The 20,740-nt window shown below is 63.9% G+C and carries 19 protein-coding genes and 1 tRNA gene; 15 read left to right on the forward strand and 5 right to left on the reverse strand.

Going from position 1 to position 20,740, the window contains the following annotated elements; translation table 11 throughout:
• Positions 1 to 42: 42 nt before the first annotated feature.
• From pepN to ED21_RS05950, 11 genes are all read left to right on the forward strand, one after another.
• Positions 43 to 2,694 (forward strand): aminopeptidase N, encoded by a 2,652-nt coding sequence (gene pepN / locus ED21_RS05900; RefSeq protein ID WP_006832933.1) that lies wholly within the window; start codon positions 43 to 45, stop codon positions 2,692 to 2,694.
• Positions 2,687 to 3,346, forward strand: a complete 660-nt coding sequence (pgeF, locus tag ED21_RS05905; protein WP_006832934.1) for a peptidoglycan editing factor PgeF — start codon at positions 2,687 to 2,689, stop codon at positions 3,344 to 3,346. The genes pepN and pgeF overlap by 8 nt, the downstream gene beginning before the upstream one ends.
• A gap of 243 nt (positions 3,347 to 3,589) precedes the next feature.
• Positions 3,590 to 4,162: a ubiquinol-cytochrome c reductase iron-sulfur subunit gene (petA, locus tag ED21_RS05910; RefSeq protein ID WP_006832935.1), complete on the forward strand. Its 573-nt coding sequence runs from the start codon at positions 3,590 to 3,592 to the stop codon at positions 4,160 to 4,162.
• Positions 4,163 to 4,185: 23 nt separating this feature from the next.
• Positions 4,186 to 5,481, forward strand: coding sequence for a cytochrome b/b6 (locus ED21_RS05915; RefSeq protein ID WP_006832936.1), 1,296 nt, complete (start codon positions 4,186 to 4,188; stop codon positions 5,479 to 5,481).
• A gap of 25 nt (positions 5,482 to 5,506) precedes the next feature.
• On the forward strand, positions 5,507 to 6,355 hold the full coding sequence (locus tag ED21_RS05920; RefSeq protein ID WP_006832937.1) for a cytochrome c1: 849 nt from the start codon (positions 5,507 to 5,509) through the stop codon (positions 6,353 to 6,355).
• Between the two features lie 79 nt (positions 6,356 to 6,434).
• Entirely contained in the window at positions 6,435 to 6,971 is a 537-nt protein-coding gene (locus tag ED21_RS05925) for an adenine phosphoribosyltransferase (RefSeq protein WP_034921503.1), read from the forward strand.
• Between the two features lie 90 nt (positions 6,972 to 7,061).
• A complete protein-coding gene (locus ED21_RS05930) occupies positions 7,062 to 8,912 on the forward strand; it encodes a sodium:proton antiporter (RefSeq protein WP_006832939.1) in 1,851 nt (616 codons plus the stop codon).
• The gene (locus ED21_RS05935) at positions 8,909 to 9,565 is read left to right on the forward strand and encodes an OmpA family protein (RefSeq protein WP_006832940.1); all 657 of its coding nucleotides are present in this window, start codon (positions 8,909 to 8,911) and stop codon (positions 9,563 to 9,565) included. The genes ED21_RS05930 and ED21_RS05935 overlap by 4 nt, the downstream gene beginning before the upstream one ends.
• A 66-nt stretch (positions 9,566 to 9,631) precedes the next feature.
• Positions 9,632 to 9,705, forward strand: a tRNA-Gly gene (locus tag ED21_RS05940).
• Positions 9,706 to 10,015: 310 nt separating this feature from the next.
• Entirely contained in the window at positions 10,016 to 11,083 is a 1,068-nt protein-coding gene (locus tag ED21_RS05945) for a bifunctional nicotinamide-nucleotide adenylyltransferase/Nudix hydroxylase (RefSeq protein ID WP_006832941.1), read from the forward strand.
• 63 nt (positions 11,084 to 11,146) lie between these two features.
• Positions 11,147 to 12,532 (forward strand): nicotinate phosphoribosyltransferase, encoded by a 1,386-nt coding sequence (locus ED21_RS05950; protein ID WP_006832942.1) that lies wholly within the window; start codon positions 11,147 to 11,149, stop codon positions 12,530 to 12,532.
• A 3-nt stretch (positions 12,533 to 12,535) separates the two neighbouring features.
• On the opposite strand, the gene panC is transcribed toward ED21_RS05950, so the two are convergent.
• The gene (gene panC / locus ED21_RS05955; protein WP_034921506.1) at positions 12,536 to 13,396 is read right to left on the reverse strand and encodes a pantoate--beta-alanine ligase; all 861 of its coding nucleotides are present in this window, start codon (positions 13,394 to 13,396) and stop codon (positions 12,536 to 12,538) included.
• 86 nt (positions 13,397 to 13,482) lie between these two features.
• Here panC and ED21_RS05960 point away from each other — a divergent pair, with 86 nt between their 5' ends.
• The 4 genes from ED21_RS05960 to ED21_RS05975 are packed head-to-tail and all read left to right on the forward strand — an operon-like array spanning position 13,483 to position 18,507.
• A complete protein-coding gene (locus ED21_RS05960; protein WP_006832944.1) occupies positions 13,483 to 14,301 on the forward strand; it encodes a division plane positioning ATPase MipZ in 819 nt (272 codons plus the stop codon).
• Complete coding sequence (locus ED21_RS05965) at positions 14,298 to 14,612, forward strand: J domain-containing protein (protein ID WP_006832945.1); 315 nt, start codon at positions 14,298 to 14,300, stop codon at positions 14,610 to 14,612. Before ED21_RS05960 ends, ED21_RS05965 begins: the two co-directional genes overlap by 4 nt.
• Positions 14,609 to 16,012: a phosphoglucomutase/phosphomannomutase PgmG gene (gene pgmG, locus ED21_RS05970; RefSeq protein ID WP_006832946.1), complete on the forward strand. Its 1,404-nt coding sequence runs from the start codon at positions 14,609 to 14,611 to the stop codon at positions 16,010 to 16,012. The genes ED21_RS05965 and pgmG overlap by 4 nt, the downstream gene beginning before the upstream one ends.
• A gap of 32 nt (positions 16,013 to 16,044) precedes the next feature.
• Positions 16,045 to 18,507 (forward strand): ligase-associated DNA damage response DEXH box helicase, encoded by a 2,463-nt coding sequence (locus ED21_RS05975; protein ID WP_006832947.1) that lies wholly within the window; start codon positions 16,045 to 16,047, stop codon positions 18,505 to 18,507.
• Here ED21_RS05975 and ED21_RS05980 read toward each other — a convergent pair.
• From ED21_RS05980 to ED21_RS05995, 4 genes are all read right to left on the reverse strand, one after another.
• The gene (locus ED21_RS05980) at positions 18,476 to 19,024 is read right to left on the reverse strand and encodes a biopolymer transporter ExbD (RefSeq protein WP_156787312.1); all 549 of its coding nucleotides are present in this window, start codon (positions 19,022 to 19,024) and stop codon (positions 18,476 to 18,478) included. The genes ED21_RS05975 and ED21_RS05980 overlap by 32 nt on opposite strands.
• Before the next feature lie 50 nt (positions 19,025 to 19,074).
• Entirely contained in the window at positions 19,075 to 19,500 is a 426-nt protein-coding gene (locus ED21_RS05985) for a biopolymer transporter ExbD (protein WP_006832949.1), read from the reverse strand.
• 166 nt (positions 19,501 to 19,666) lie between these two features.
• On the reverse strand, positions 19,667 to 20,110 hold the full coding sequence (locus tag ED21_RS05990; protein WP_006832950.1) for a biopolymer transporter ExbD: 444 nt from the start codon (positions 20,108 to 20,110) through the stop codon (positions 19,667 to 19,669).
• A 50-nt stretch (positions 20,111 to 20,160) separates the two neighbouring features.
• The gene (locus ED21_RS05995) at positions 20,161 to 20,691 is read right to left on the reverse strand and encodes a biopolymer transporter ExbD (RefSeq protein WP_006832951.1); all 531 of its coding nucleotides are present in this window, start codon (positions 20,689 to 20,691) and stop codon (positions 20,161 to 20,163) included.
• Between the last annotated feature and the right edge of the window lie 49 nt (positions 20,692 to 20,740).

Below are 20,740 nucleotides of genomic sequence, written 5' to 3' on the forward strand. Positions count from 1 at the left end.
CGGGGCGTATTAGCTCACGAACCCGGAAATGACAGGAAAACCATGGATATTGCACGCACCCCCGCAACCCCCGATGGCAATATCGAGATGGCCGACGCCGCCGTCGAACCGAAAGAGCCGGCGATCATCCGCCGGGAGGATTACACGCCTTTCCCCTGGCTCGTGCCGACGACGCACATGGACTTCGTGCTCGGCCTCGAGAAGACCCGCGTCACCACACGGATGGAGGTGGAGCGCAACCCCGACGCAGACCCCTCGCCCACCATCCGCCTCAACGGCGATGGCATCGCGCTCGTCTCCCTGAAATGCGATGGCGGCGAGTGTGCGGGTCATGCGATGGATAACGACGACCTCGTTGTGACGCTCGAGGGCGATAAGCACACACTCGAAATCGTCACCGAGATCCAGCCCGGCGCGAATTCGCAACTGATGGGTCTCTACGCCTCTTCGGGGATGCTTTGTACCCAGTGCGAGGCCGAAGGCTTCCGCCGCATCACCTTCTTCCCCGACCGCCCCGATGTCCTCTCCACCTACACCGTGCGGATGCGCGGACCCAAGGCCCAGTTCCCCGTGCTGCTGTGCAACGGCAACCGCGTCGAAACCGGCGAGGAGGGCGATAGCCACTGGGCCGAATGGCACGATCCCTGGCCCAAGCCGTCCTATCTCTTCGCGCTGGTCGCGGGCGATCTCGTCGCACGAACCGACAGCTTCACGACGATAAACGGCCGCGAGGTCGAGCTGAACGTCTATGTCCGCGATGGCGACCTCGAGCGCACCGAACACGCGATGGAGAGCCTCAAGCGCTCCATGAAATGGGACGAGGATGTCTTCGGGCGCGAATACGACCTCGACCTCTTCAACATCGTCGCGGTAAGCGACTTCAACATGGGTGCGATGGAGAACAAGGGCCTCAACGTCTTCAACACGAAATACGTGCTGGCCGACCCCGAAACCGCCACCGACGGCGATTACGACGGGGTGGAAGGCGTGATCGGCCACGAATACTTCCACAACTGGTCGGGCAACCGCATCACTTGCCGCGACTGGTTCCAGCTTTCGTTGAAGGAAGGCTTCACCGTGCTGCGCGACCAGCTCTTCAGCCAGGACATGGGGTCCGAGCCGGTCAAGCGTATCGAGGACGTGCGCGTCCTTCGCGGCGTGCAGTTCCCCGAGGATTCGGGCCCGCTCGCGCATCCGATCCGCCCTGACAGCTACCGCGAGATCAGCAATTTCTACACCTCGACCGTCTACAACAAGGGCGCCGAAGTCATCCGCATGATGCGCACGATGGCGGGCGAAGAGGCCTTCCGCAAAGGCACCGATCTTTATTTCGACCGCCACGACGGCGAGGCCGCGACCTGCGAGGATTTCGTCAGTTCGATCGAGGACGGCACCGGAATGGACCTCGCCCAGTTCCGCCTCTGGTACAGCCAGGCCGGTACGCCCAAGGTGGCGGTCGAGCTTGCGCATGAAGGCGACGAAGCGGTGCTGACCCTCACCCAGACCGTGCCCGACACGCCGGGTCAGTCGGACAAGCAACCCATGCCGATCCCGCTGAAGATCGCGCTGTTCGATCGGGCCAGCGGCACGCATTCTGATGAGCAGCTGATCGTGCTCGACAAGGCGAGCGACACCTTCCGCTTCGGCGGCTTTGCCGAAAAGCCGGTGCTTTCGATCAACCGCAGCTTCTCCGCGCCCGTCACCATCCAGCGCGACATTTCGGGCGAGGATCTGGTCTTCCTTGCCGCGCGGGACGACGATCCCTTCGCGCGCTACGAGGCGATGCAGGACCTGATGGTCGGCCATCTCGTGGCCGCCAGCACGGACGCGCTTGCCGATGCGGGCCGCGAGGTGGGTCGCAGCGATATCGTCGCGGCGCTCAAGACCATCGTCGAGGACGAAGCGCTCGACGACCTCATGCGCGGCGAGCTTCTTTCCATGCCGAGCCAGACCTATATCTCCGAGCAGATCGAGGCCGCCGATCCGGGACGCATCTTTGCAGAACGCGAGGAGCTGAAGGGCGCTATCGGCAGCGCTCTAAGGGATAAGCTTCATCGCCTCTACGATCGCGCCGAGAAGGTGCCGTATTCGATGAGCGCCGAGGCCAAGGGGGCGCGCAAGCTGAAGACGCTGATCCTCGTCTATGCCGCCGCCAGCGATCCCGAAAAGGCCGCCGAGCTTGCCGCGCACCAGTACGACCGGGCCGACAATATGACCGACCGGCAAGGCGCGCTGATGGTGCTGACCGGCATCGACAGCGCCGAGCGCACGGCGCGGCTGATGAACTTCTACAACCGTTACGAGGGCAATGCGCTGGTGACCGACAAGTGGTTCTCGCTCCAGGCCATGTCGCTGCACCCCAAGGTGATCGAGCATGTAAAGGCGCTGGCCGACCATCCGGACTTCACCATGAAGAACCCGAATCGCGTGCGCTCGCTCTACATGGCCTTCGCCGCCAACCCACACGGCTTCCACGATGCGAGCGGCGAGGGATACCGGATGATCGCGGATCTGATCCTCGAACTCGATCCGATCAACGCCCAGACCGCGGCGCGCTTCATCCCTGCCCTGGGTCGCTGGCGCAAGATGGAGCCGGGGCGCAGCGCCCTGATGCGCGAGCAGCTGGAGCGGATCGCCGCCGCGCCCAAGCTCTCGCGCGACACCTTCGAACAGGTCACCCGCTCGCTTGGCTGAGGTGCTGACCAGCGCGGCACTCGGCGCGGTGCCGCATGGCTTCTCGAACCGCGCGGGGCTGGAAAGCGCCGACGTGTTGCCCGGCGCGCCGCTGGTTAAACTCAAGCAGGTACACTCTGCCGATGTCTGCGTGATGCGCGAAGCAGGCCGCGAGGTGCGCGAAGGCGATGCCATGGTCACCGACAGGCCCGGCCTCCTGCTCGGCATCGTCACCGCCGATTGCGCGCCGGTGCTCTTTGCCGATGCCGAGGCCGGGGTTGTCGGGGCCGCCCATGCGGGATGGAAAGGCGCGCGCGCCGGTGTGCTGGAGGCAACTCTGGAAGCGATGGAAAGCCTCGGCGCGGACCGCGTGCACATCACCGCCGTCATCGGTCCGACCATCGCGCAGGCGAGCTATGAGGTGGGCGAATCCTTCCGCGCGCAGTTCGACGAGGCAGATGATCGCTTCTTCGCACCGGGCCGCGAGGAGCACTGGCAGTTCGACCTGCCCGCTTATGCCGCGCACCGGCTGGAGGCCGCAGGCACGGGGCGAATCGCCGATCTCGGGCTCGACACTTATGCCGACGAGGCGCGCTTCTTCTCCTATCGCCGGGCTACCCATCGCGGCGAGCCGACCGCCGGACGCCAGATCAGCGCCATCGCCCTGCCGTAACGTCCAGCCGCAGGCGAGGCGCTCTCACGCTTGCCCGAACCGGCATCGGTGTTGCCAAAATGGCGGTTGGCAACGCGCGACAGAGAGGCTAGAGGCGCGTCCAAACCGGAACACCGGGGGCTTTCGCGCAGGCTGAATCCGCCTATGCGAGTGCAGCCGGTTCCCGCTCCGGTCAGGTTCGCAACAATTTTCTCCGCCGCGCTTTCATGGCGCGGTATGTAAGGCAGGCAAGGCAAGGCGCTGATGGCAGACACGACTGCAACCGCTACCCCCGAGACGGTGACCACCACCGAAGACGGTATCCGTCGCCGGGATTTCCTCGATATCGCAGCGGTCAGCGCGGCAGGCATCGGCGGTCTCGCCGTGGTCTATCCGCTGGTCAGCCAGATGGCGCCGTCGAAGGACGTGCTTGCCGCCAGCTCGACCGAAGTCGACATCTCGGCCATCGAGCCGGGCCAGGCTATCAAGGCCGTGTTCCGCAAGCAGCCGCTTTTCGTAAAGCGCCTCACGCCTGCGGAAATCCAGGCCGCCAACGCCACCGCCACCGGTTCGCTGCGCGACCCGCAGAGCCTCGCCGACCGCACCAAGGAAGGGCACGAGGACATCCTCGTCACCATGGGCGTCTGCACCCACCTCGGCTGCGTGCCGCTGGGCGCTGCCGAAGGCGAAGTGAAGGGCGAGTTTGGCGGCTATTTCTGCCCCTGCCACGGTTCGCACTACGACACCGCCGGCCGCATCCGCAAAGGCCCGGCGCCGACCAACCTCGAAGTGCCGGAATACGAGTTCACCTCGGATACGGTCATCCAGGTCGGCTGAGTTAGAAGACGAGAGACAGACACATGAGCTTTCCCTGGGCACGCCAGTACGAACCGAAGAACGGTCTGACCAAGTTCCTCGACGAGAAGCTGCCGCTTCCGCGCCTCGTCTACAACGCCGTCGGTGCCGGCTATCCGGTCCCGCGCAACCTTTCGTACTTCTGGAATTTCGGCGTCCTCGCCGGCTTCTTCCTCGTGGTGCAGATCGTCACCGGCGTGGTGCTCGCCATGCACTATGCGGCGAATGCGCAGGTCGCCTTCGCCACTACCGAGCACATCATGCGCGACGTCAACTGGGGTTGGCTGATGCGCTATGCCCACGCCAACGGCGCGAGCTTCTTCTTTATCGTCGTCTACCTCCACATCTTCCGCGGCCTGTTTTATTCGAGCTACAAGGCCCCGCGCGAGATGATCTGGCTGCTTGGCGTCGTCATCTTCCTCCTCATGATGGCCACCGCCTTCATGGGTTACGTGCTGCCCTGGGGCCAGATGAGCTTCTGGGGTGCCAAGGTCATCACCGGCCTCTTCGGCGCAATCCCGCTGGTGGGCGAGCCTATCCAAGTCTGGCTGCTCGGCGGTTTCGCCCCCGATAACGCCGCGCTGAACCGCTTCTTCTCGCTGCACTTCCTGCTGCCCTTCGTGATCGCGGGCGTCGTGATCCTGCACATCTGGGCGCTGCACATCCCCGGCTCGTCGAACCCGACGGGCGTGGAGATCAAGAGCGAAAGCGACACCGTTCCCTTCCACCCGTATTACACGGCGAAGGACGGTTTCGGCCTCGGCATCGCCCTGCTGCTGTATTTTGCGCTGGTCTTCTTCATGCCCAACGCGCTCGGCCACCCGGACAACTACATCGAGGCGAACCCGCTTTCGACACCGGCACACATCGTCCCCGAATGGTATTTCTGGCCATTCTACGCGATCCTGCGCGCCTTCACGGTCGACTTCCTCATCGTGCCCGCCAAGCTGATGGGCGTGATCGCGATGTTCGCGTCGATCCTGCTGTGGTTCTTCCTGCCCTGGCTCGACAAGTCGCCAGTGCGCAGCGGCCACTATCGTCCGCTGTTTCGCAAGTTCTTCTGGTTCGGCCTGATCCCCGCGATGGCAGTCCTGTTCGTCTGCGGCGGCGCCCCGGCGGAAGAGCCCTTCGTGATACTCAGCCAGATCGCGACGGCTTACTACTTCCTCCACTTCCTGGTGATCCTGCCGATCGTCTCGAGCGTCGAGAAACCCGAACCGCTGCCCTATTCGATCACCGAAGCCGTGCTCGGCTCGGACAAGAAGGTCGTCAAAGGCGAAAACACGTCGCCGGCCGTCTAAGCGATACGAGAAAGATTAAAAGGTCATGCTCAAACTCCTCAGCGTCCGCCTCGTTGCAATGCTCGTCGGCCTCGTGTTTGCGGCCGCAGCGCTCTGGGCCCTCGTTATCGGCCTCATCGCGCTTGCCACCGAAGAGCCTGCCGGACACCTGCCTTATGAAAAGCCGATGGACCTTGCCTGGTCCTTCGATGGCCCCTTCGGCAAGTGGGACCAGCAGCAGCTCCAGCGTGGCCTCAAGGTCTACGACGAGGTCTGCGCGGCCTGCCACAGCCTCAAGTTTGTGGCCTTCCGCGATCTCGAACAGCTTGGCTATTCCGAAGGCCAAGTGAAGGCCTATGCCGCTGCCAAACAGGTTCCGGGCATCGATCCGAACACCGGCGAAGACACCATGCGGCCCGGTCTCCCGACCGACTACTTCCCGTCGCCCTATCCGAACGCTGTTGCGGCGGCTGCGGCGAACAACAACGCGATCCCGCCCGACCTCTCGCTGATGACCAAGGCGCGTGGCGACGGCACCAATTACGTTGCCTCGCTGCTGATGGGCTACCAGGATCCCTCGCCCGAACTGCTCGCAGAGCATCCCGAAGCGGCTCCGGGCCCGGGCCTCTATCACAACCCCTATTTCCCGAACCTCAACCTCGCCATGGCTCCGCCCATCGGCATGGACGGCCAGGTTACCTATGACGACGGGACCGAGGCAACGATCAAGCAGATGAGCAAGGACGTTGCGGCCTTCCTCACCTGGACCGCCGAGCCGACGATGGTGAAGCGCAAGCAGACCGGCTGGCCGGTGCTGATATTCCTGCTGTTCGCTACCGTTCTGGCCTATATGTCGAAGCAGCAGATCTGGTCGGCGGTGAAGCCGAAGAAGTAAGCGCTTCTCGCACAGCAAACTTGAAACGCCCCTCCATCCCCGCGATGCGAGGGGCGTTTTCGTTACCGGGAGAAAGCCCATCACGCCGCAGGAACTCAAAGAGCTCGTCCGGACCATCCCGGATTTCCCGATCAAGGGCATCCAGTTCCGCGACATCACGACGCTTATCGGCGACGGGGATGGCTTCGCCGCCACCGTCGATTGGTTGGCGGCGCGCGTGCGGCAAAGCGGTGCCGAAGCGATTGCGGGCATGGAGGCGCGCGGTTTCATTTTCGGGGCAGCGGTAGCGGCTAAACTGGCGCTGCCCTTCCTGCCCGTACGCAAATCGGGCAAATTGCCCTGCGAAACGATTTCGGTCGATTATGCGCTCGAATACGGTTCGGACCGGCTGGAGCTGGACCCGGCCTCGGTGCGCCAGGGTCAGCGTGTGGCGATGGTCGACGATCTTCTCGCCACCGGGGGCACCGCCTGTGCGACGGCCAAGCTGCTCCGGCAGGCCGGTGCGGTGGTCGACCATGCTTTCTTCGTCATCGACCTGCCCGACCTTGGCGGAGCGGCTAAGCTCGCAAAGGTCGGCGTAGCGGTCGCGGCGCTGATGGATTTCGAGGGCGATTGAGGTTTTCCAGCGCGGCCTTGGATATTTCCCGCTCCTAAGGCATTGATGGGACGAGCCGGCCTTTCGTGAGGTCGCAAGCGTTCGAGGGGCATGGAACAGACACTCGTCATAGCCTTGGTGGGCATTCTCGGCATCGGGGCGCAATGGATCGCGTGGCGTACCGGCTGGCCGGCCATCGTGCTGATGCTGGCCGCGGGCTTCCTTGCCGGGCCGGTCTTCGGCGTGTTCGATCCGGAGCACGCCTTTGGCGAGTTGCTTGAACCTATCGTCGCCGTCGGCGTGGCGCTGATCCTGTTCGAGGGCGGTCTCAGCCTCGATTTTCGCGAGCTGAGGCACACCGGTGGAGCGGTCGCGCGGCTGGCGACCATCGGCGTGGTGCTCGGCTGGCTCTTCGGCGCGCTCGCCGGCATCTACATCGCCGGGCTTGCCCCGGAAGTTGCGATCCTGTTCGGCGGCATCCTTGTCGTCACCGGACCGACTGTGGTGATCCCGCTGCTGCGCCAGAGTTCGATCAAGTCGAGGCCCGCCTCGATCCTGAAGTGGGAAGCGATCGTCAACGATCCCACCGGCGCGCTGTGCGCCGTCATCGCCTACGAATATTTCCGCAAAGTCGCCGAAAGCCCGGGTGCCTCGCTCTTCGAAGTCGTCCCGCCGCTGATCATCGCCGCGATCCTCGCCGGCCTCATCGGCTATGTCGCGGCGCTCGCGATTGCCTGGTCCTTCCCGCGCGGCGCAGTGCCCGAATACCTCAAGGTGCCGGTCCTCCTCACCGCGGTTATCGGCGTCTTCGTGATCTCCAACCTAATCGAGCATGAGGCCGGGCTCGTCGCGGTCACCGTGATGGGCGTGGCGCTGGCGAACATGAACGTTACCTCGTTGCGATCGATACATCCCTTCAAGGAAAACATCGCGGTCCTTCTGGTCTCGGGGATCTTCATCCTGCTCTCCGCCTCGCTCAGCATCGAGGACGTGCGCTACATCAACTGGCCCATAGCCTGGTTCCTGCTGGCGCTGCTTTTCCTCGTGCGCCCTGCGACGATCCTGTTGAGCCTGCTCGGCAGCAACATCCCCTGGAACGAGCGGCTGTTCCTTGCCTGGATCGCGCCGCGCGGGATTGTTCTCGTGGCCATTTCCGGCCTTTTCGCATTGCGCCTCTCGGACCTTGGCTTCACCGATGGCAACCTTCTCATCGGCCTCAGCTTCGCGGTGGTTGTCGTGACCATCGTCGCGCATGGCTTCTCGGTCGATTTCGTGGCCAAGCTGCTCAAGGTGAAGGGCGTGACGCGGCCGGGCATGCTGATCGTCGGCAGCACGCCCTGGACTATCGCGCTGGCCGAACAGATGAAAGACATGAAGGCGCCGGTACTTGTCGTGGACCCAAGCTGGCAGCGCCTTGCGCTCGCGCGGCAGAAGGGCATCTCCTTCTATCACGGCGAAATTCTCAATGAGGCGACCGAGCACAATCTTGAACTCGCGCCTTACCAGAACCTTGTCGCGGCGACCGAGAACGAGGCCTACAACGCGCTGGTCTGCAACGAGTTCGCGCATGAGATTGGCCGCGATAGCGTGTTCCAGCTGGGCGAAAGTGCCGATGGCGATGATCGCCACGCACTGCCGGCCTCTCTTCGCGGCCGCGCGCTGTTCGAAAGCGGCTTCGGGGTCGAGGATGTGAGCGAGCGCCAGCGTCAGGGCTGGGTCTTCCGCAAGACCCGCCTGTCGGAGGAATTCGACTTCGAGAAGATGCAGGAGAAGCTGCCCAACGCCGCCAACATGCTGCTGCTGGTGCGCGACAACGGCACGATCCGCTTCTTCACCCACGCCGCCAAGCCCGAGCCGCGTGCGGGCGACGTAATCCTGAGCTTCTCGCCCCCGCAGACGAAGACGGCGGGAAAAATGGCGGCAAAGAAGGCGGGCAAGAAACAGGGAGTTCAGCCGACATGAGGCGGGTAAGGTATACGGCGAAGATCTGCGCCGCTCTGGCGGGCGCGCTCGTGCTCGCAAGCTGCGGGACGAAGGAGGAGGAGGCCCCCGATCCGGCGGCAACCGCCGATGACGGACCGCGTTCGATCTTCCGCGAAGATCCCGCCGAAGCGGGTGAAGGCGTCCTGCCCGCTCCCACGCTGCCTCCGCTCGAAACCACGCTGTCCTTTGCCGACGGCATGCCCGAGCTGACCGAAGCGGTGCGCGCCGAACTGGCGACCATCGTCGATTCCCCGCAGATGGAGGCGGGCGGGGCGATTGTCCTGCGCGGCCACTCCGATTCGGACGGTTCGGACGAAGACAATCTCGAGGCGTCGCGCGAACGCGCCGAAGCGGTGCGCGATTTCTTCGTCGAAAACGGTATCGACGAGGCGCGAATCACGGTGATTGCCTTCGGCGAGCAGAACCCGCTCGCGCCCAACGCGCTGCCTGACGGTTCGCCCAACGAAGAGGGGCGGGCCACCAATCGCCGGGTCGAGGTTACTATCGAGACGGGTCGCAACGCGGAGCGCAAGCAGACGCTAATCGAGACCCTGTCTGAAGAGACGGCGGAAGAGGGCGCGGGCCCTGCCAGAAAGGCAACACCGGCTCCTGCCAAGACACCGGTGCAATGAGCTGTTGACGAAACCCCTGCCGCGGTGGCATCTGCGCCTCCGCTCTAACGGCCAAGCCGCCGGGATGCGGGTATAGCATAGTGGTAATGCTCCAGCCTTCCAAGCTGGCTAGAGGGGTTCGATTCCCCTTACCCGCTCCACTCTCCCCAATCCGCACAAGCAATCCGCTGCCGCCCAAATGAAATGGCCGGATGCGAGCGGGGAGGTGCGCGCATCCGGCCAGGCAACCCGAAGGGCATTCGATGGCCCTAAACGGACTTCAGCCTCTATTTTAGAAAATGCTGATTTGCCAGTCACCCGATGCGGGGACAGCGATGGAAAAACTAACCGTACCTTGGCGCAAGTGCCTGTTGCGAAACGAACAATTGACTTCGCCGTGATCCTGTATCACATACGTATGCGTCGGTGGGGAGTCCATTGGCGCACACGTCAATCGAGGGAGGCTCGATCATGGCATACGAAGCCGATTACGGCGTTTTTATCGGACGCTTCCAGCCGCTACACCTAGGTCACGAACACATTATCCGCGATGCGCTCGAACGCGTTGCGAAGCTGATCGTGCTGGTCGGGTCGGCCAATGTCGCGCGCGATCCGCGCAACCCCTTCACCTTCGAAGAGCGCGAGCACATGCTGCGCGGGTCCTTCGCCTATGAACTGGCGCAGGGGCGTATCGTCGTTCAGCCGCTCGACGACCATCTCTATTCCGACACTGCCTGGGTCGTCGAGGCGCAGCGCCGCGTTAACGAGGTGATCCTGCGCGACGGCAATCCGGAGGGGCTTGGCCTGCACGGGAAGCAGGATTTCAGCGTGGTCCTCGCCGGTTTCGGCAAGGACAACACGAGCTATTACCTCAAGCTCTTTCCCGAATGGGGCTCGATCCAGCTGGAATCGAGCGATTCCACTTTCGGCGCGACCGAGGTGCGCGAGCGCTTATTCCAGCGCATTCCCGAAGTACCGCAGCGCGCGCTGTCGAAGGGCGTAGCCGGGCAGCTCGAGGATTTCGCCCGTAGCGCGGAGTTCCGGCGGCTGCTGGCCGAACGCGAATATCTCGACGCCTATCCGCAGGAATGGGGCGAGGGACCCTTCGTCACAGCCGATGCGGTGGTGGTCCAAGCGGGGCATATCCTGCTCGTCGAGCGCGGCCAGCTACCCGGCAAGGGCCTGCTCGCGCTTCCCGGCGGCTTCGTGAACAAGCACGAGCGCATCCGCGACGCGGCGATCCGAGAATTGCGCGAGGAAACAAGCATTTCGGACAGCAAGGGCCAGATCCCGCCGGCCATGCTGGCCAGCTTCATCGAGGACAGCGAAACCCGCGTCTTCGATGCGCCGAGCCGGTCCTTGCGCGGCCGTATCATCACCCACGCCTTCCTCTTCCGCCTGCCCGAGCGCCGCGAGCTGGCGCTGGTCAAGGGCGGTGACGATGCGGCCCATGCCCAATGGTATCGCCTCGGCGAGCTACGCCCCGAACAGATGTTCGAGGACCACTGGTCGATCATCGAGCAGATGGCAGATTTCTAGAATTTTCACCGGTTCGGAGGAGTTCCGCACCAAATGCAAAGCCAAACGTGAGGAGTTCACATCATGGCCAACAACATCATCCTGTCGACGGATAGCTACAAGCACAGCCACTTCCTCCAGTACCCGCCCGAAGCGCGTGCGATCAGCGCCTATGGCGAGAGCCGCACCAACGATTTCGCGGACGAGGTCCTGTTCCTAGGGCTGCAGGCCTTCCTGCTCGACTATCTCGCCAAGCCTTTGAGCCGCGAGGATATCGAGGAAGCCGCGGCGCTGTGCGAAGCGCATGGCGTTCCGTTTAACCGCGAATGCTGGGAGGCCATCCTCGAAGATCACGGAGGGTACCTCCCGATCGAGATCAGCGCGCTTGAGGAAGGGCGCATGGTGCCGACCTCGGTTCCGCTGTTCCAGGTGGTGAACACGGACCCGCGCATGCCGTGGCTGGCGACCTTCATCGAAACGGCCCTGCTGCGCGCCGTGTGGTATCCCACCACGGTCGGCACGCTCAGCCGCAAGTGCAAGAGCGTGATCGCCGCCGGCCTTGACCGCACGAGCGACGATCCGGCGGGCCAGCTGCCCTTCAAGCTGCACGATTTCGGCGCGCGAGGCGTGTCGAGCGCGGAGAGCGCGGCGCTGGGCGGGTTGGCGCATCTCGTCAATTTCAGCGGCACCGATACGCTGGAAGGCATCCTTGCCGCGCGGCGGTTCTACGGGGCCGACATGCCCGGCTTCTCGATCCCTGCGGCCGAGCACAGCACGATGACGAGCTGGGGGCGGGAGCGCGAGGAAGCGGCCTATAAGAACATGCTCGACCGCTTCGAAGGTGATAACGCGCTCGTGGCGGTGGTCTCGGACAGTTACGATCTCGATCACGCGGTCGAGAAGATCTGGGGCGACAGCCTTCGGAACAAGGTCCTGAACCGCAAGGGCACGCTGGTCGTTCGTCCCGACAGCGGCGATCCGGTCGAAACGCCGCTGCGCACGCTTCAAAAGCTGTGGGACCTGTTTGGCGGCCAGACGAACAGCAAGGGCTACAAGGTGCTCGACCCGCATGTTCGCGTGATTCAAGGCGATGGCATGAATGTTGAGAGCATTGCGCGCCTTGTGCAGGCGGTCGGCGATGCCGGTTTCGCGGTCGACAACATCGCCTTCGGTATGGGCGGCGGGCTGCTCCAGCTGGTCAACCGCGACACGCTGCGCTTCGCGATGAAGGCGAACGCGATGCAGGTCGAGGACGACAGCTGGCACGACGTCTCGAAAAAGCCCGCCACCGATCCGAGCAAGGCCAGCAAGGCTGGGCGCCAGGCGGTGGTCGAAGAGGGCGGCAGGCTGGTCGCCAAAAGGCTCGACTCGATCGATCCGTCGGCGGACCAACTGAAGCCCGTCTGGCGCAATGGCGAACTGCTCGTTCGCCACAGCTTCGACGATCTACGAAAGCGTAGCTGGAGCTAGGTATCAGGCGGCGCGGCTGACCGGCATATTGTCGATCAACCGCGTCCCGCCGATCCGTGCGGCCACGAAGAGGCGGGCGTTGCCATTGTCCGCCTCGAGCCGATCCAGGCTGCCGGCATCGCGTAGCTCGGCGTAGTCGACGCTTTCGAACCCGGATACCTGCAAGACCTCGCGCAGATTGCCGAGCGGTCGGTCGGCTTGGCCGCCTTCGGCGAGCACTGCGATCGCGTCCTTCATCGCGCGCGGCAGGCTTGCGGCGGAAGCGCGCTGCTCTTCCGACAAATAGGCATTGCGGCTGCTCATCGCGAGGCCGTCCTCCTCGCGCACGATTGAGACGCCGTGGATGGCATCGACATGCGGGAGCGTGAGGTCCAAGTCGCGCGCCATGCGGCGGATGACTGCCAGCTGCTGCCAGTCCTTCTCGCCGAAGAAGGCCATGTCGGGCATGACCTGGTTGAAAAGCTTGCACACCACGGTGGCGACCCCGTCGAAATGGCCCGGCCGGTCGCCGCCGCACAGCCCCTCGGACACGCCCGCAACCGAGATGTTCGTCGCATAGCCCTGCGGATACACCTCGTCGGGCATGGGCGCCCAGAGCAGCGCCACGCCTTCCGCCTCCAGCAACTCGGAATCGCGCTGCAGCTGGCGCGGATAGGCGTCGAGATCCTCGCCCGCGCCGAACTGGCGCGGGTTGACGAAGATCGAGGCGACAACGTGCTCGGCCGCCTCTCTGGCCCGCCGGACCAGCGTCAGATGTCCTTCGTGGAGAGCGCCCATTGTAGGCACGAGCGACACACGGCCACCGTCCCGCCGCAGGACAGACAGCGAATTCCTCAACACTTCCAGTGTGCAAGCCGTTTGCAACGCGGAATCCCCTCGGATATGGTTTCGAAAATCTTGCCCTAGCGATTGCGGGGCATTCTGCAAAACCACAAGACGAGCACCCGCTTTTGCCCCACGCCGCGCCTCACTGGATTACCTTCGCCAACGAAAAGGGCGGCACGGGCAAATCGACCACGGCGGTGCATGTGGCGATCGCGCTCGCCTACAAGGGCGCGAAGGTCGTGGGTTTCGATCTCGACCATCGTCAGCGCACCTTCGACCGCTATATCGAGAACCGCGCCGAAACCTCGCATCGCCGGCTCATCAACCTGCCGACCATCGATTGCTTCACCGTCCCGCCCATTCCCGAGGAGGAATTCGGAGAACTGGTGCTAAAGCATGCGGCCGATGCCGATTTCATCCTCATCGACACGCCGGGCCGCGACGATCCGCTGGCGCGCTTTGCCGCGACCCATGCCGATACGCTGGTCACGCCGATGAACGACAGCTTCGTCGATTTCGACCTGATCGGCCAAGTTGAGGGCGAAAGCTTCAAGGTTCGCAAACTGTCCTTCTACGCCGAGCTTATCTGGGAAGCGCGGATCAAGCGCAGCCGCAAGGCGATCGAGGAAAACCGGCCCGAAATGGACTGGGTGGTCGTGCGCAATCGCACCGGCCACACCGAGGCGCGCAACCGGGCACGGATCGAGGACGCGCTCAAGGAAATGTCCAAGCGCGTCGGTTTCCGCGTCTCGAACGGCCTGTCCGAACGCGTCATCTATCGCGAGCTGTTCCCCTCCGGCCTGACGCTGCTCGACAAGGGGCATCTGGGCGATCTCGGCACCAGCCACCTCGTCGCCCGGCAGGAGCTGCGGCAGCTGATGCAGGCGCTGCGCCTGCCCGAGCCCAGGAAACACGAACTGCCGCTGGAAGAAGTCCACGTATGATCAAGTTCCTGATGCTGCTGGCCGTCCTCTCGGTCCTGTGCCGCTGGGCGCTCGGTAAATGGCCTTGGGATTACCTGCGCGCTGTGCCGACCCGCCAGCAGGCGCTCTTCCGCGCACGGCGGCTGCTCAACGTATCGGAGCGCGCCGGTCACAAGGAAATCCGCGAGGCGCACCGGCGCTTGTCGGCCATGAGCCATCCCGATAAGGGCGGCAGCAAGGACGCGATGCAGGAACTCAACGCTGCCCGCGACCTTCTTTTTAATGAACTTCCTTACGAGCCGCCCCAAGAACCACCGGAGCCTCCCCAGTGACCCATACATTCGATCCCACCGTCCTGCGTGAATACGACATTCGGGGGATCATCGGGGAAACGCTGGGGGCGGACGACGCACGCGCGATCGGCCGGACTTTCGGTTCGATGCTGCGCGAAGCGGGCGGCAGCCGCGTGGCGGTGGGCTATGACGGCCGCCGGTCCTCGCCTATGCTCGAACACGCGCTGGTCGAAGGGCTGACCGCGAGCGGTTGCGATGCCGTGCGCGTCGGGCTGGGGGCGACCCCGATGCTATATTACGCCGAGGCAAGCGACGAGGACGTGCACGGCGGCATCCAGATAACCGGCAGCCACAATCCCCCCAATTACAACGGCTTCAAGATGGTGTTCCAGGGTCGCCCGTTTTTCGGCAGCGACATCCAGGAGTTGGGGCGTCGTTCGGCCGCAGGCGAATGGAGTGATGGGGCGGGCGCGGTCGAGGATCGCGAGATCATGGACGAATACGTCGCGCGCATGCTGACCGCGCTCGACGGGATCGACGCGGGCGCGCTCGAAGGCATGCGCATCGGCTGGGACGCGGGCAACGGGGCGGCCGGACCCGCGCTCGAAAAGCTCGTGGCGAAACTGCCGGGTGAGCATCATGTCCTCTTTGCCGAGGTCGACGGCGCGTTTCCCAATCATCATCCCGATCCCACTGTCGAGGAAAACCTTGCAGATTTGAAAAGCCTGGTCTCCGCAAAATCCCTTGATTTCGGCGTGGCCTTCGATGGCGACGGTGACCGGATCGGCGCGATCGACGGTGAGGGACGGGTAATCTGGGGCGACCAGTTGCTGATGATCTATGCCGAGGACCTGCTAAGAACCCGCAGCGGAGCGACGATCATTGCCGATGTGAAGGCGAGCCGCGCGCTCTACGACCATGTGGCGGCCTGCGGGGGCGAACCGCTGATGTGGAAGACCGGCCACAGCCTCATTAAGTCCAAAATGAAGGAAACGGGCTCTCCGCTCGCAGGCGAGATGAGCGGCCACGTGTTTTTTGCCGACGAGTATTACGGCTTCGACGATGCGCTTTACGCCGGTGTGCGCCTGTTGGCGGCCTCGGCGCGGCTGGGCAAATCGGTCACGCAACTGCGCAGCGACATGCCGCAGATGATCAACACGCCCGAAATGCGCTTCCAGGTCGACGAAAGCCGCAAGTTCGCCGCGATTGAAGAGGTCAAGGCGCGCCTCCGTGGCACCGACGCGGACGTGAACGGCACCGACGGGGTCCGCGTCAACACGGCGGACGGCTGGTGGCTGCTGCGCGCCTCGAACACGCAGGATGTGCTAGTGGCGCGCGCCGAGAGCGATAGCGAGGACGGCCTTGAGCGCCTCGTCGGCCAGATAGACGAGCAGCTCAAGCTGAGCGGCCTGGAACGCGGCGAAAGCGTCGGGCATTAGGAACCGGCAAGCGCCCGCCGCGCTCTAGTCTGGTGAGCGCGGCCGCAATCCCTCCCGAAATTGCCGACTGGTTTTCGGCGCGCGATTGGCGTGTGCGGCGGCACCAGTCCGAGATGCTCGCCGCGAGCGATGCGGGGCGGCACGCGCTGCTCGTCGCCGACACCGGCGCAGGCAAGACGCTGGCGGGCTTCCTACCGACGCTGGCCGCCTTTGCGCCTTCGCGCACCGGAGGCGAACCGCCCGAGGGTCTGCACACGCTCTATGTGTCTCCGCTCAAGGCGCTGGCGCATGATGTGCAGCGCAACCTCCTAACGCCGGTGCAGGAGATGGGGCTGCCGATCACGGTCGAGACGCGCAGCGGGGACACGCCGTCGGACCGCAAGAGGCGCCAGCGCACGCGGCCGCCCAATGTCCTCCTGACCACGCCGGAAAGCCTTTCGCTGCTGCTGTCTTATCCTGACAGTTTCGAGATGTTTGCCGGGCTCAAGCGCATCGTGATCGACGAGGTCCACGCTTTCGCGACGGGCAAGCGCGGCGATCTGCTCGCGCTGGCGCTCTCCCGCCTGCAGGCTATCGCGCCCGACATGCAGCGCGCAGCCCTCTCCGCCACCGTGGCTGGCCCGGAAGGCTTCCGCGAGTGGCTCGCGCCCTGGGGCGATCTCGACAGCGTGGAACTGGTCGAGGGGGAGGAAGGCGCGCCTGCCGAGGTCGAAATTCTCCTGCCAGAGGAAGAGCGCGTGCCCTGGGGCGGCCATGCGGCAACCTGGGCGATCCCGCAGCTTTACGAGGAAATCCGTCAAAACAACACGACACTCGTCTTCACTAACACGCGTTTCCTCGCCGAATACATCTTCCAGCACCTGTGGGATGTGAACGAGGAAAACCTCCCCATCGGCATCCACCACGGCTCGCTGTCGAAAGAGGCGCGGCGCAAGGTGGAAGGCGCGATGGCGCGCGGCGAGCTGCGTGCGCTGGTGGCAACCGCCAGCCTCGATCTGGGTGTCGACTGGGGCGATATCGACCTCGTCGTGCAGATGGGGGCGCCCAAGGGATCCTCGCGCCTGCTGCAGAGAATCGGGCGCGCCAACCACCGGCTCGACCAGCCGAGCCGAGCTCTGCTGGTGCCAGGCAATCGCTTCGAATTCCTAGAGGCGACTGCGGCCAAGGAAGCGGTCGACGAGGGCAAGCGCGACGGCGAGGACTTCCGCCCCGGAGGCCTCGACGTTCTCGCCCAGCACGTGATGGCCTGCGCCTGCGCGGCTCCCTTCGAGGAGACGCGGCTGCTTGCCGAAGTGCGGTCCAGCCTTGCCTATGCCTGGGTTGACGAGGAGGTGTGGGAGCGCGTGCTGACCTTCGTCGCCACCGGCGGCTATTCGCTGCAGGCCTACGACAAGTTCAAACGCATTGTGCGTGACAAGGAGGGGGTGTGGCGGCTGACCCATCCCGAGCAGGCCGCGCGGCACCGTCTCAACGCCGGCATCATCATGGTTGGCGAGATGCTGGAGGTGCGGATCAACTCCGGACGAGGCCGCGGCGGGCGCAGTCTCGGCAGGGTGGAGGAGCGCTTCGCAGCGCAGCTATCGCCCGGCGATACCTTCGCCTTCGCTGGCATGAGCCTCGAAGTGGTCAAGTTGCAGGACATGGAGGTGTTGGTGAAGGCCTCGACCTCCAATGCCATGATTCCGAGCTATGGCGGCGCACGCATGCCGCTGACCACCCATCTGGCCGAGCGGGTGCGCACCATGCTGGTCGACCGGGCGGGCTGGGCGCGCTTTCCCGACGATGTGCGCGAATGGCTGGAGGTGCAGGACTGGCGCAGCCAGATGCCGGGGCCGGGGCAATTGCTGGTCGAAAGCTTCCCGCATGCCAAGCGGCATTACAGCGTCTACTATACGTTCGAGGGCTGGAACGCGAACCAGAGCCTCGGCATGCTGATTACGCGGCGGATGGAGGATCGCGGGCTGCTGCCGGGCGGCTTCGTTGCCAACGATTATTCGCTAGCGGTCTGGGGCTTGAAACCGGTGACCGATCCCGCGCCGCTCCTTTCGCCCGACATCCTGCAGGACGAGTTTATCGAGTGGGTGCAGAACTCGCATTTGCTTCGCCGCGCTTTCCGCGAGGTGGCGGTGATCGGCGGGCTCGTCGAACGCCAGCATCCGGGCAAGCGCAAGACGGGCAAGCAGGTCACCTTCTCGACCGACCTCATCTACGACGTGCTGCGCAAATACGAGCCCGACCATGTGCTGCTTGAGGCCGCATGGGCGGACGCGCGGACGCGGATGACCGATGTGGGGCGCCTGGGCGATCTGCTCGACCGGTCGGCGGAACAGCTGGTCCATGTCGAACTCGATCGCGTCAGCCCGCTTGCCGTGCCCGTTATGGTGATGATCGGGCGCGAGGCGACGCCGCAAGGGTCGGTGGACGACGAGCTTCTTCTCGAGGCGGAAAGCCTTGCGGGCGCGGCTATGCGGATGGAGGATTTGCCGGAGCTGTAACTATTCCCGGCATGCGCGGCGGCCGGTCGAACCGGCTGTCGGCGGCAGGATGGCAGGGCCGCATATCGCTCTCCCCGTGCGGTATCGGCGGGCCGGGGTATTTGTCGAAGCCGCGATAGGGGGAGAGGTCTCCAAAGCAGAAGCCGGCCTCGGCATTCCCGGTGGCCTTGATGAGCGCCAGAACGCGCAGGGCGCTGTCGTAATCGACCGATCCGCTGGGATCGAAGACCAGTCCCGACCTATCGCCGCGCTCCGCTCGCTCGACCAGAAGCGCGGTCAATTCGTCCGTTGTGACGGGGACAGCATTCCAAAGTGTCTGTGACTTTTCCGTGAGGACAATCCGGTCGGTCGGGAAGCCTAGTGCGAGCTCGGGTGTAGCGAAGTGAAACGGAAGATCGATCATTACTGCATGCGACCTGAGCAAACCATTGGGCAGCAGCAAGGCACAGGTCACGACGGTGCAGAATATCAGGATGGGCAGGTGCGGTATCCGGTGGATCGGCTCATCTACCGGCATGGGTGGCGGCCTATAGCGCCGGCGGTCCCGGCGACGGGCCGTCAACCATGTCACCGCCCGAAGTCCTTGTACCGCTCGTTGCCGACGAAGGCGAAGTTCTCGGTGCCCGAATCCTTGATCAGCGCGATGGTGCGGGCCGAGGTTGCATAGCTGGCGCGAGCATCGGGTTCGAAGCGCAGGGTCGGTTGCGGGTGGACTTCGGCGGCGGTGACGAGCTGGTTGAGCAATTGCTGGCGGTTGAGCGCGGCGCCGTTCCAGTAGAGCCTGTCGTTGCGATCGATATGGACCACGTTAGTGTCGCGTACCTCGAACTCGCCGCGCCCCTCGGGAAGCGGAATGAGGAGGGCATGGGTAGCGATGGGGATGACCATTATGAACATGATCAAGAGCACCAGCAGCACGTCGATAAAGGGCGTGACATTCATGTCGCTGAACATCGGCGGGCGGGCATGCGCGGAATGGGCCGGGTACGGCATCGGCAGTCTCCTCTTTTCCAATTAATGTGATAACATCACAATACGGTTGAAGAGGTCAAGAGCCATGTCACTCGGGCTTGCCAATGGTTACTGGCAAGCCGTTCAGGCAAAGAAAAAGGGGCGGATCGCTCCGCCCCTCATTCGAGTTCTAAAAACGAACACCGGTTTACTGCATTCCGGCCTTGCCGAAGGTGCGGTAGCGCTCGTTGCCGACGAAGCCGAACTTGGTCACGCCGCTCGCCTTGATGATCTGCAGCACGCGGGCCGACAGGTCGTAGCTGGCAAGAGCTTCCGGTTCGAACTGAAGCTCGGGTTCCGGATTGATCGTCGTCGACTGCTGTAACAGGTTCACGAGGTCGCCCTGATTGATCTCCGTGCCATTCCAAAGCATGCGATCGTCTTGGGTGAGGATCAGCTTGTTCTTGTCAGGCTCGACATCGACCGGGGGCGGGTTCGGGTTGGGTTGTGGAAGGTCGATATCGACGGAGTGCGTCGCGACCGGGATGGTGATGATGAACATGATGAGGAGAACGAGCAGGACGTCGATCAACGGCGTCATGTTCATTTCCATCATCGGGGCGCCATCATCCTTGCCGCCTGCCATTGCCATGGTGGGTTACTCCTGAATTCTTGAACCGGGACCGATACGCCTCGCGGCGATCAGCCGTTCGGGTCGATCGGGTTCGAGATGAAGCCGACAGTCGGGTAACCGGCAGCCTGGATGTTGTAGATTGCACCCGCGACACAGGACCACGGAGCGTTGACGTCGCCGCGGATATGCACCTGCGGGATCGCCTCGGGATCGTTCATGATCGCTTCGGGACCGCCGGCTCGCTGGACGATGGTGTCGAGACGCTCGAACGCCTGGTCGTACAGTTCTTCCGAGGTCACGGGGGTGATGTTGTTGAAGTAGACGCGGCATTCGCCCGTCCGCGAGGCGCCGGCATATCCCGAATCGCCTGCGCTGAGGCCGTTTTCGTCACTGGTGCTGACAGTCAGGAGAAGGTTCTCGACCTTGTCCTTCGATTCGACCGATTCGAGAACCGGGATTTCCAACTGATCGATCGTCTGGATCGCGACCGGGACCGCGATGAGGAAGATGATCAGAAGCACCAGCATCACGTCGACGAGCGGCGTGGTGTTGATGTCCGACATGGGCGTCTCGCCGCCGCCTCCCATCGAAATCGCCATAGCTTACATCCTATCCGTACTGAATTTCACACGCTTGCGAAGGGGGTGG

This window comes from Erythrobacter sp. SD-21, assembly GCF_000181515.1.
In the GTDB taxonomy this organism is placed as follows: Bacteria; Pseudomonadota; Alphaproteobacteria; order Sphingomonadales; family Sphingomonadaceae; genus Qipengyuania.

What these genes read in the sequence shown, in the direction of transcription:
- ED21_RS05915 (WP_006832936.1), top strand. Translation starts at nt 4,186, where the DNA reads ATGAGCTTTCCCTGGGCACGCCAGTACGAACCGAAGAACGGTCTGACC.
- petA (WP_006832935.1), top strand. Translation starts at nt 3,590, where the DNA reads ATGGCAGACACGACTGCAACCGCTACCCCCGAGACGGTGACCACCACC.
- ED21_RS05920 (WP_006832937.1), top strand. Translation starts at nt 5,507, where the DNA reads ATGCTCAAACTCCTCAGCGTCCGCCTCGTTGCAATGCTCGTCGGCCTC.
- ED21_RS05980 (WP_156787312.1), bottom strand. Translation starts at nt 19,024, where the DNA reads ATGCCGGTAGATGAGCCGATCCACCGGATACCGCACCTGCCCATCCTG.
- ED21_RS05950 (WP_006832942.1), top strand. Translation starts at nt 11,147, where the DNA reads ATGGCCAACAACATCATCCTGTCGACGGATAGCTACAAGCACAGCCAC.
- ED21_RS05995 (WP_006832951.1), bottom strand. Translation starts at nt 20,691, where the DNA reads ATGGCGATTTCGATGGGAGGCGGCGGCGAGACGCCCATGTCGGACATC.
- ED21_RS05985 (WP_006832949.1), bottom strand. Translation starts at nt 19,500, where the DNA reads ATGCCGTACCCGGCCCATTCCGCGCATGCCCGCCCGCCGATGTTCAGC.
- pepN (WP_006832933.1), top strand. Translation starts at nt 43, where the DNA reads ATGGATATTGCACGCACCCCCGCAACCCCCGATGGCAATATCGAGATG.
- ED21_RS05990 (WP_006832950.1), bottom strand. Translation starts at nt 20,110, where the DNA reads ATGGCAATGGCAGGCGGCAAGGATGATGGCGCCCCGATGATGGAAATG.
- ED21_RS05965 (WP_006832945.1), top strand. Translation starts at nt 14,298, where the DNA reads ATGATCAAGTTCCTGATGCTGCTGGCCGTCCTCTCGGTCCTGTGCCGC.
- ED21_RS05935 (WP_006832940.1), top strand. Translation starts at nt 8,909, where the DNA reads ATGAGGCGGGTAAGGTATACGGCGAAGATCTGCGCCGCTCTGGCGGGC.
- ED21_RS05945 (WP_006832941.1), top strand. Translation starts at nt 10,016, where the DNA reads ATGGCATACGAAGCCGATTACGGCGTTTTTATCGGACGCTTCCAGCCG.
- ED21_RS05930 (WP_006832939.1), top strand. Translation starts at nt 7,062, where the DNA reads ATGGAACAGACACTCGTCATAGCCTTGGTGGGCATTCTCGGCATCGGG.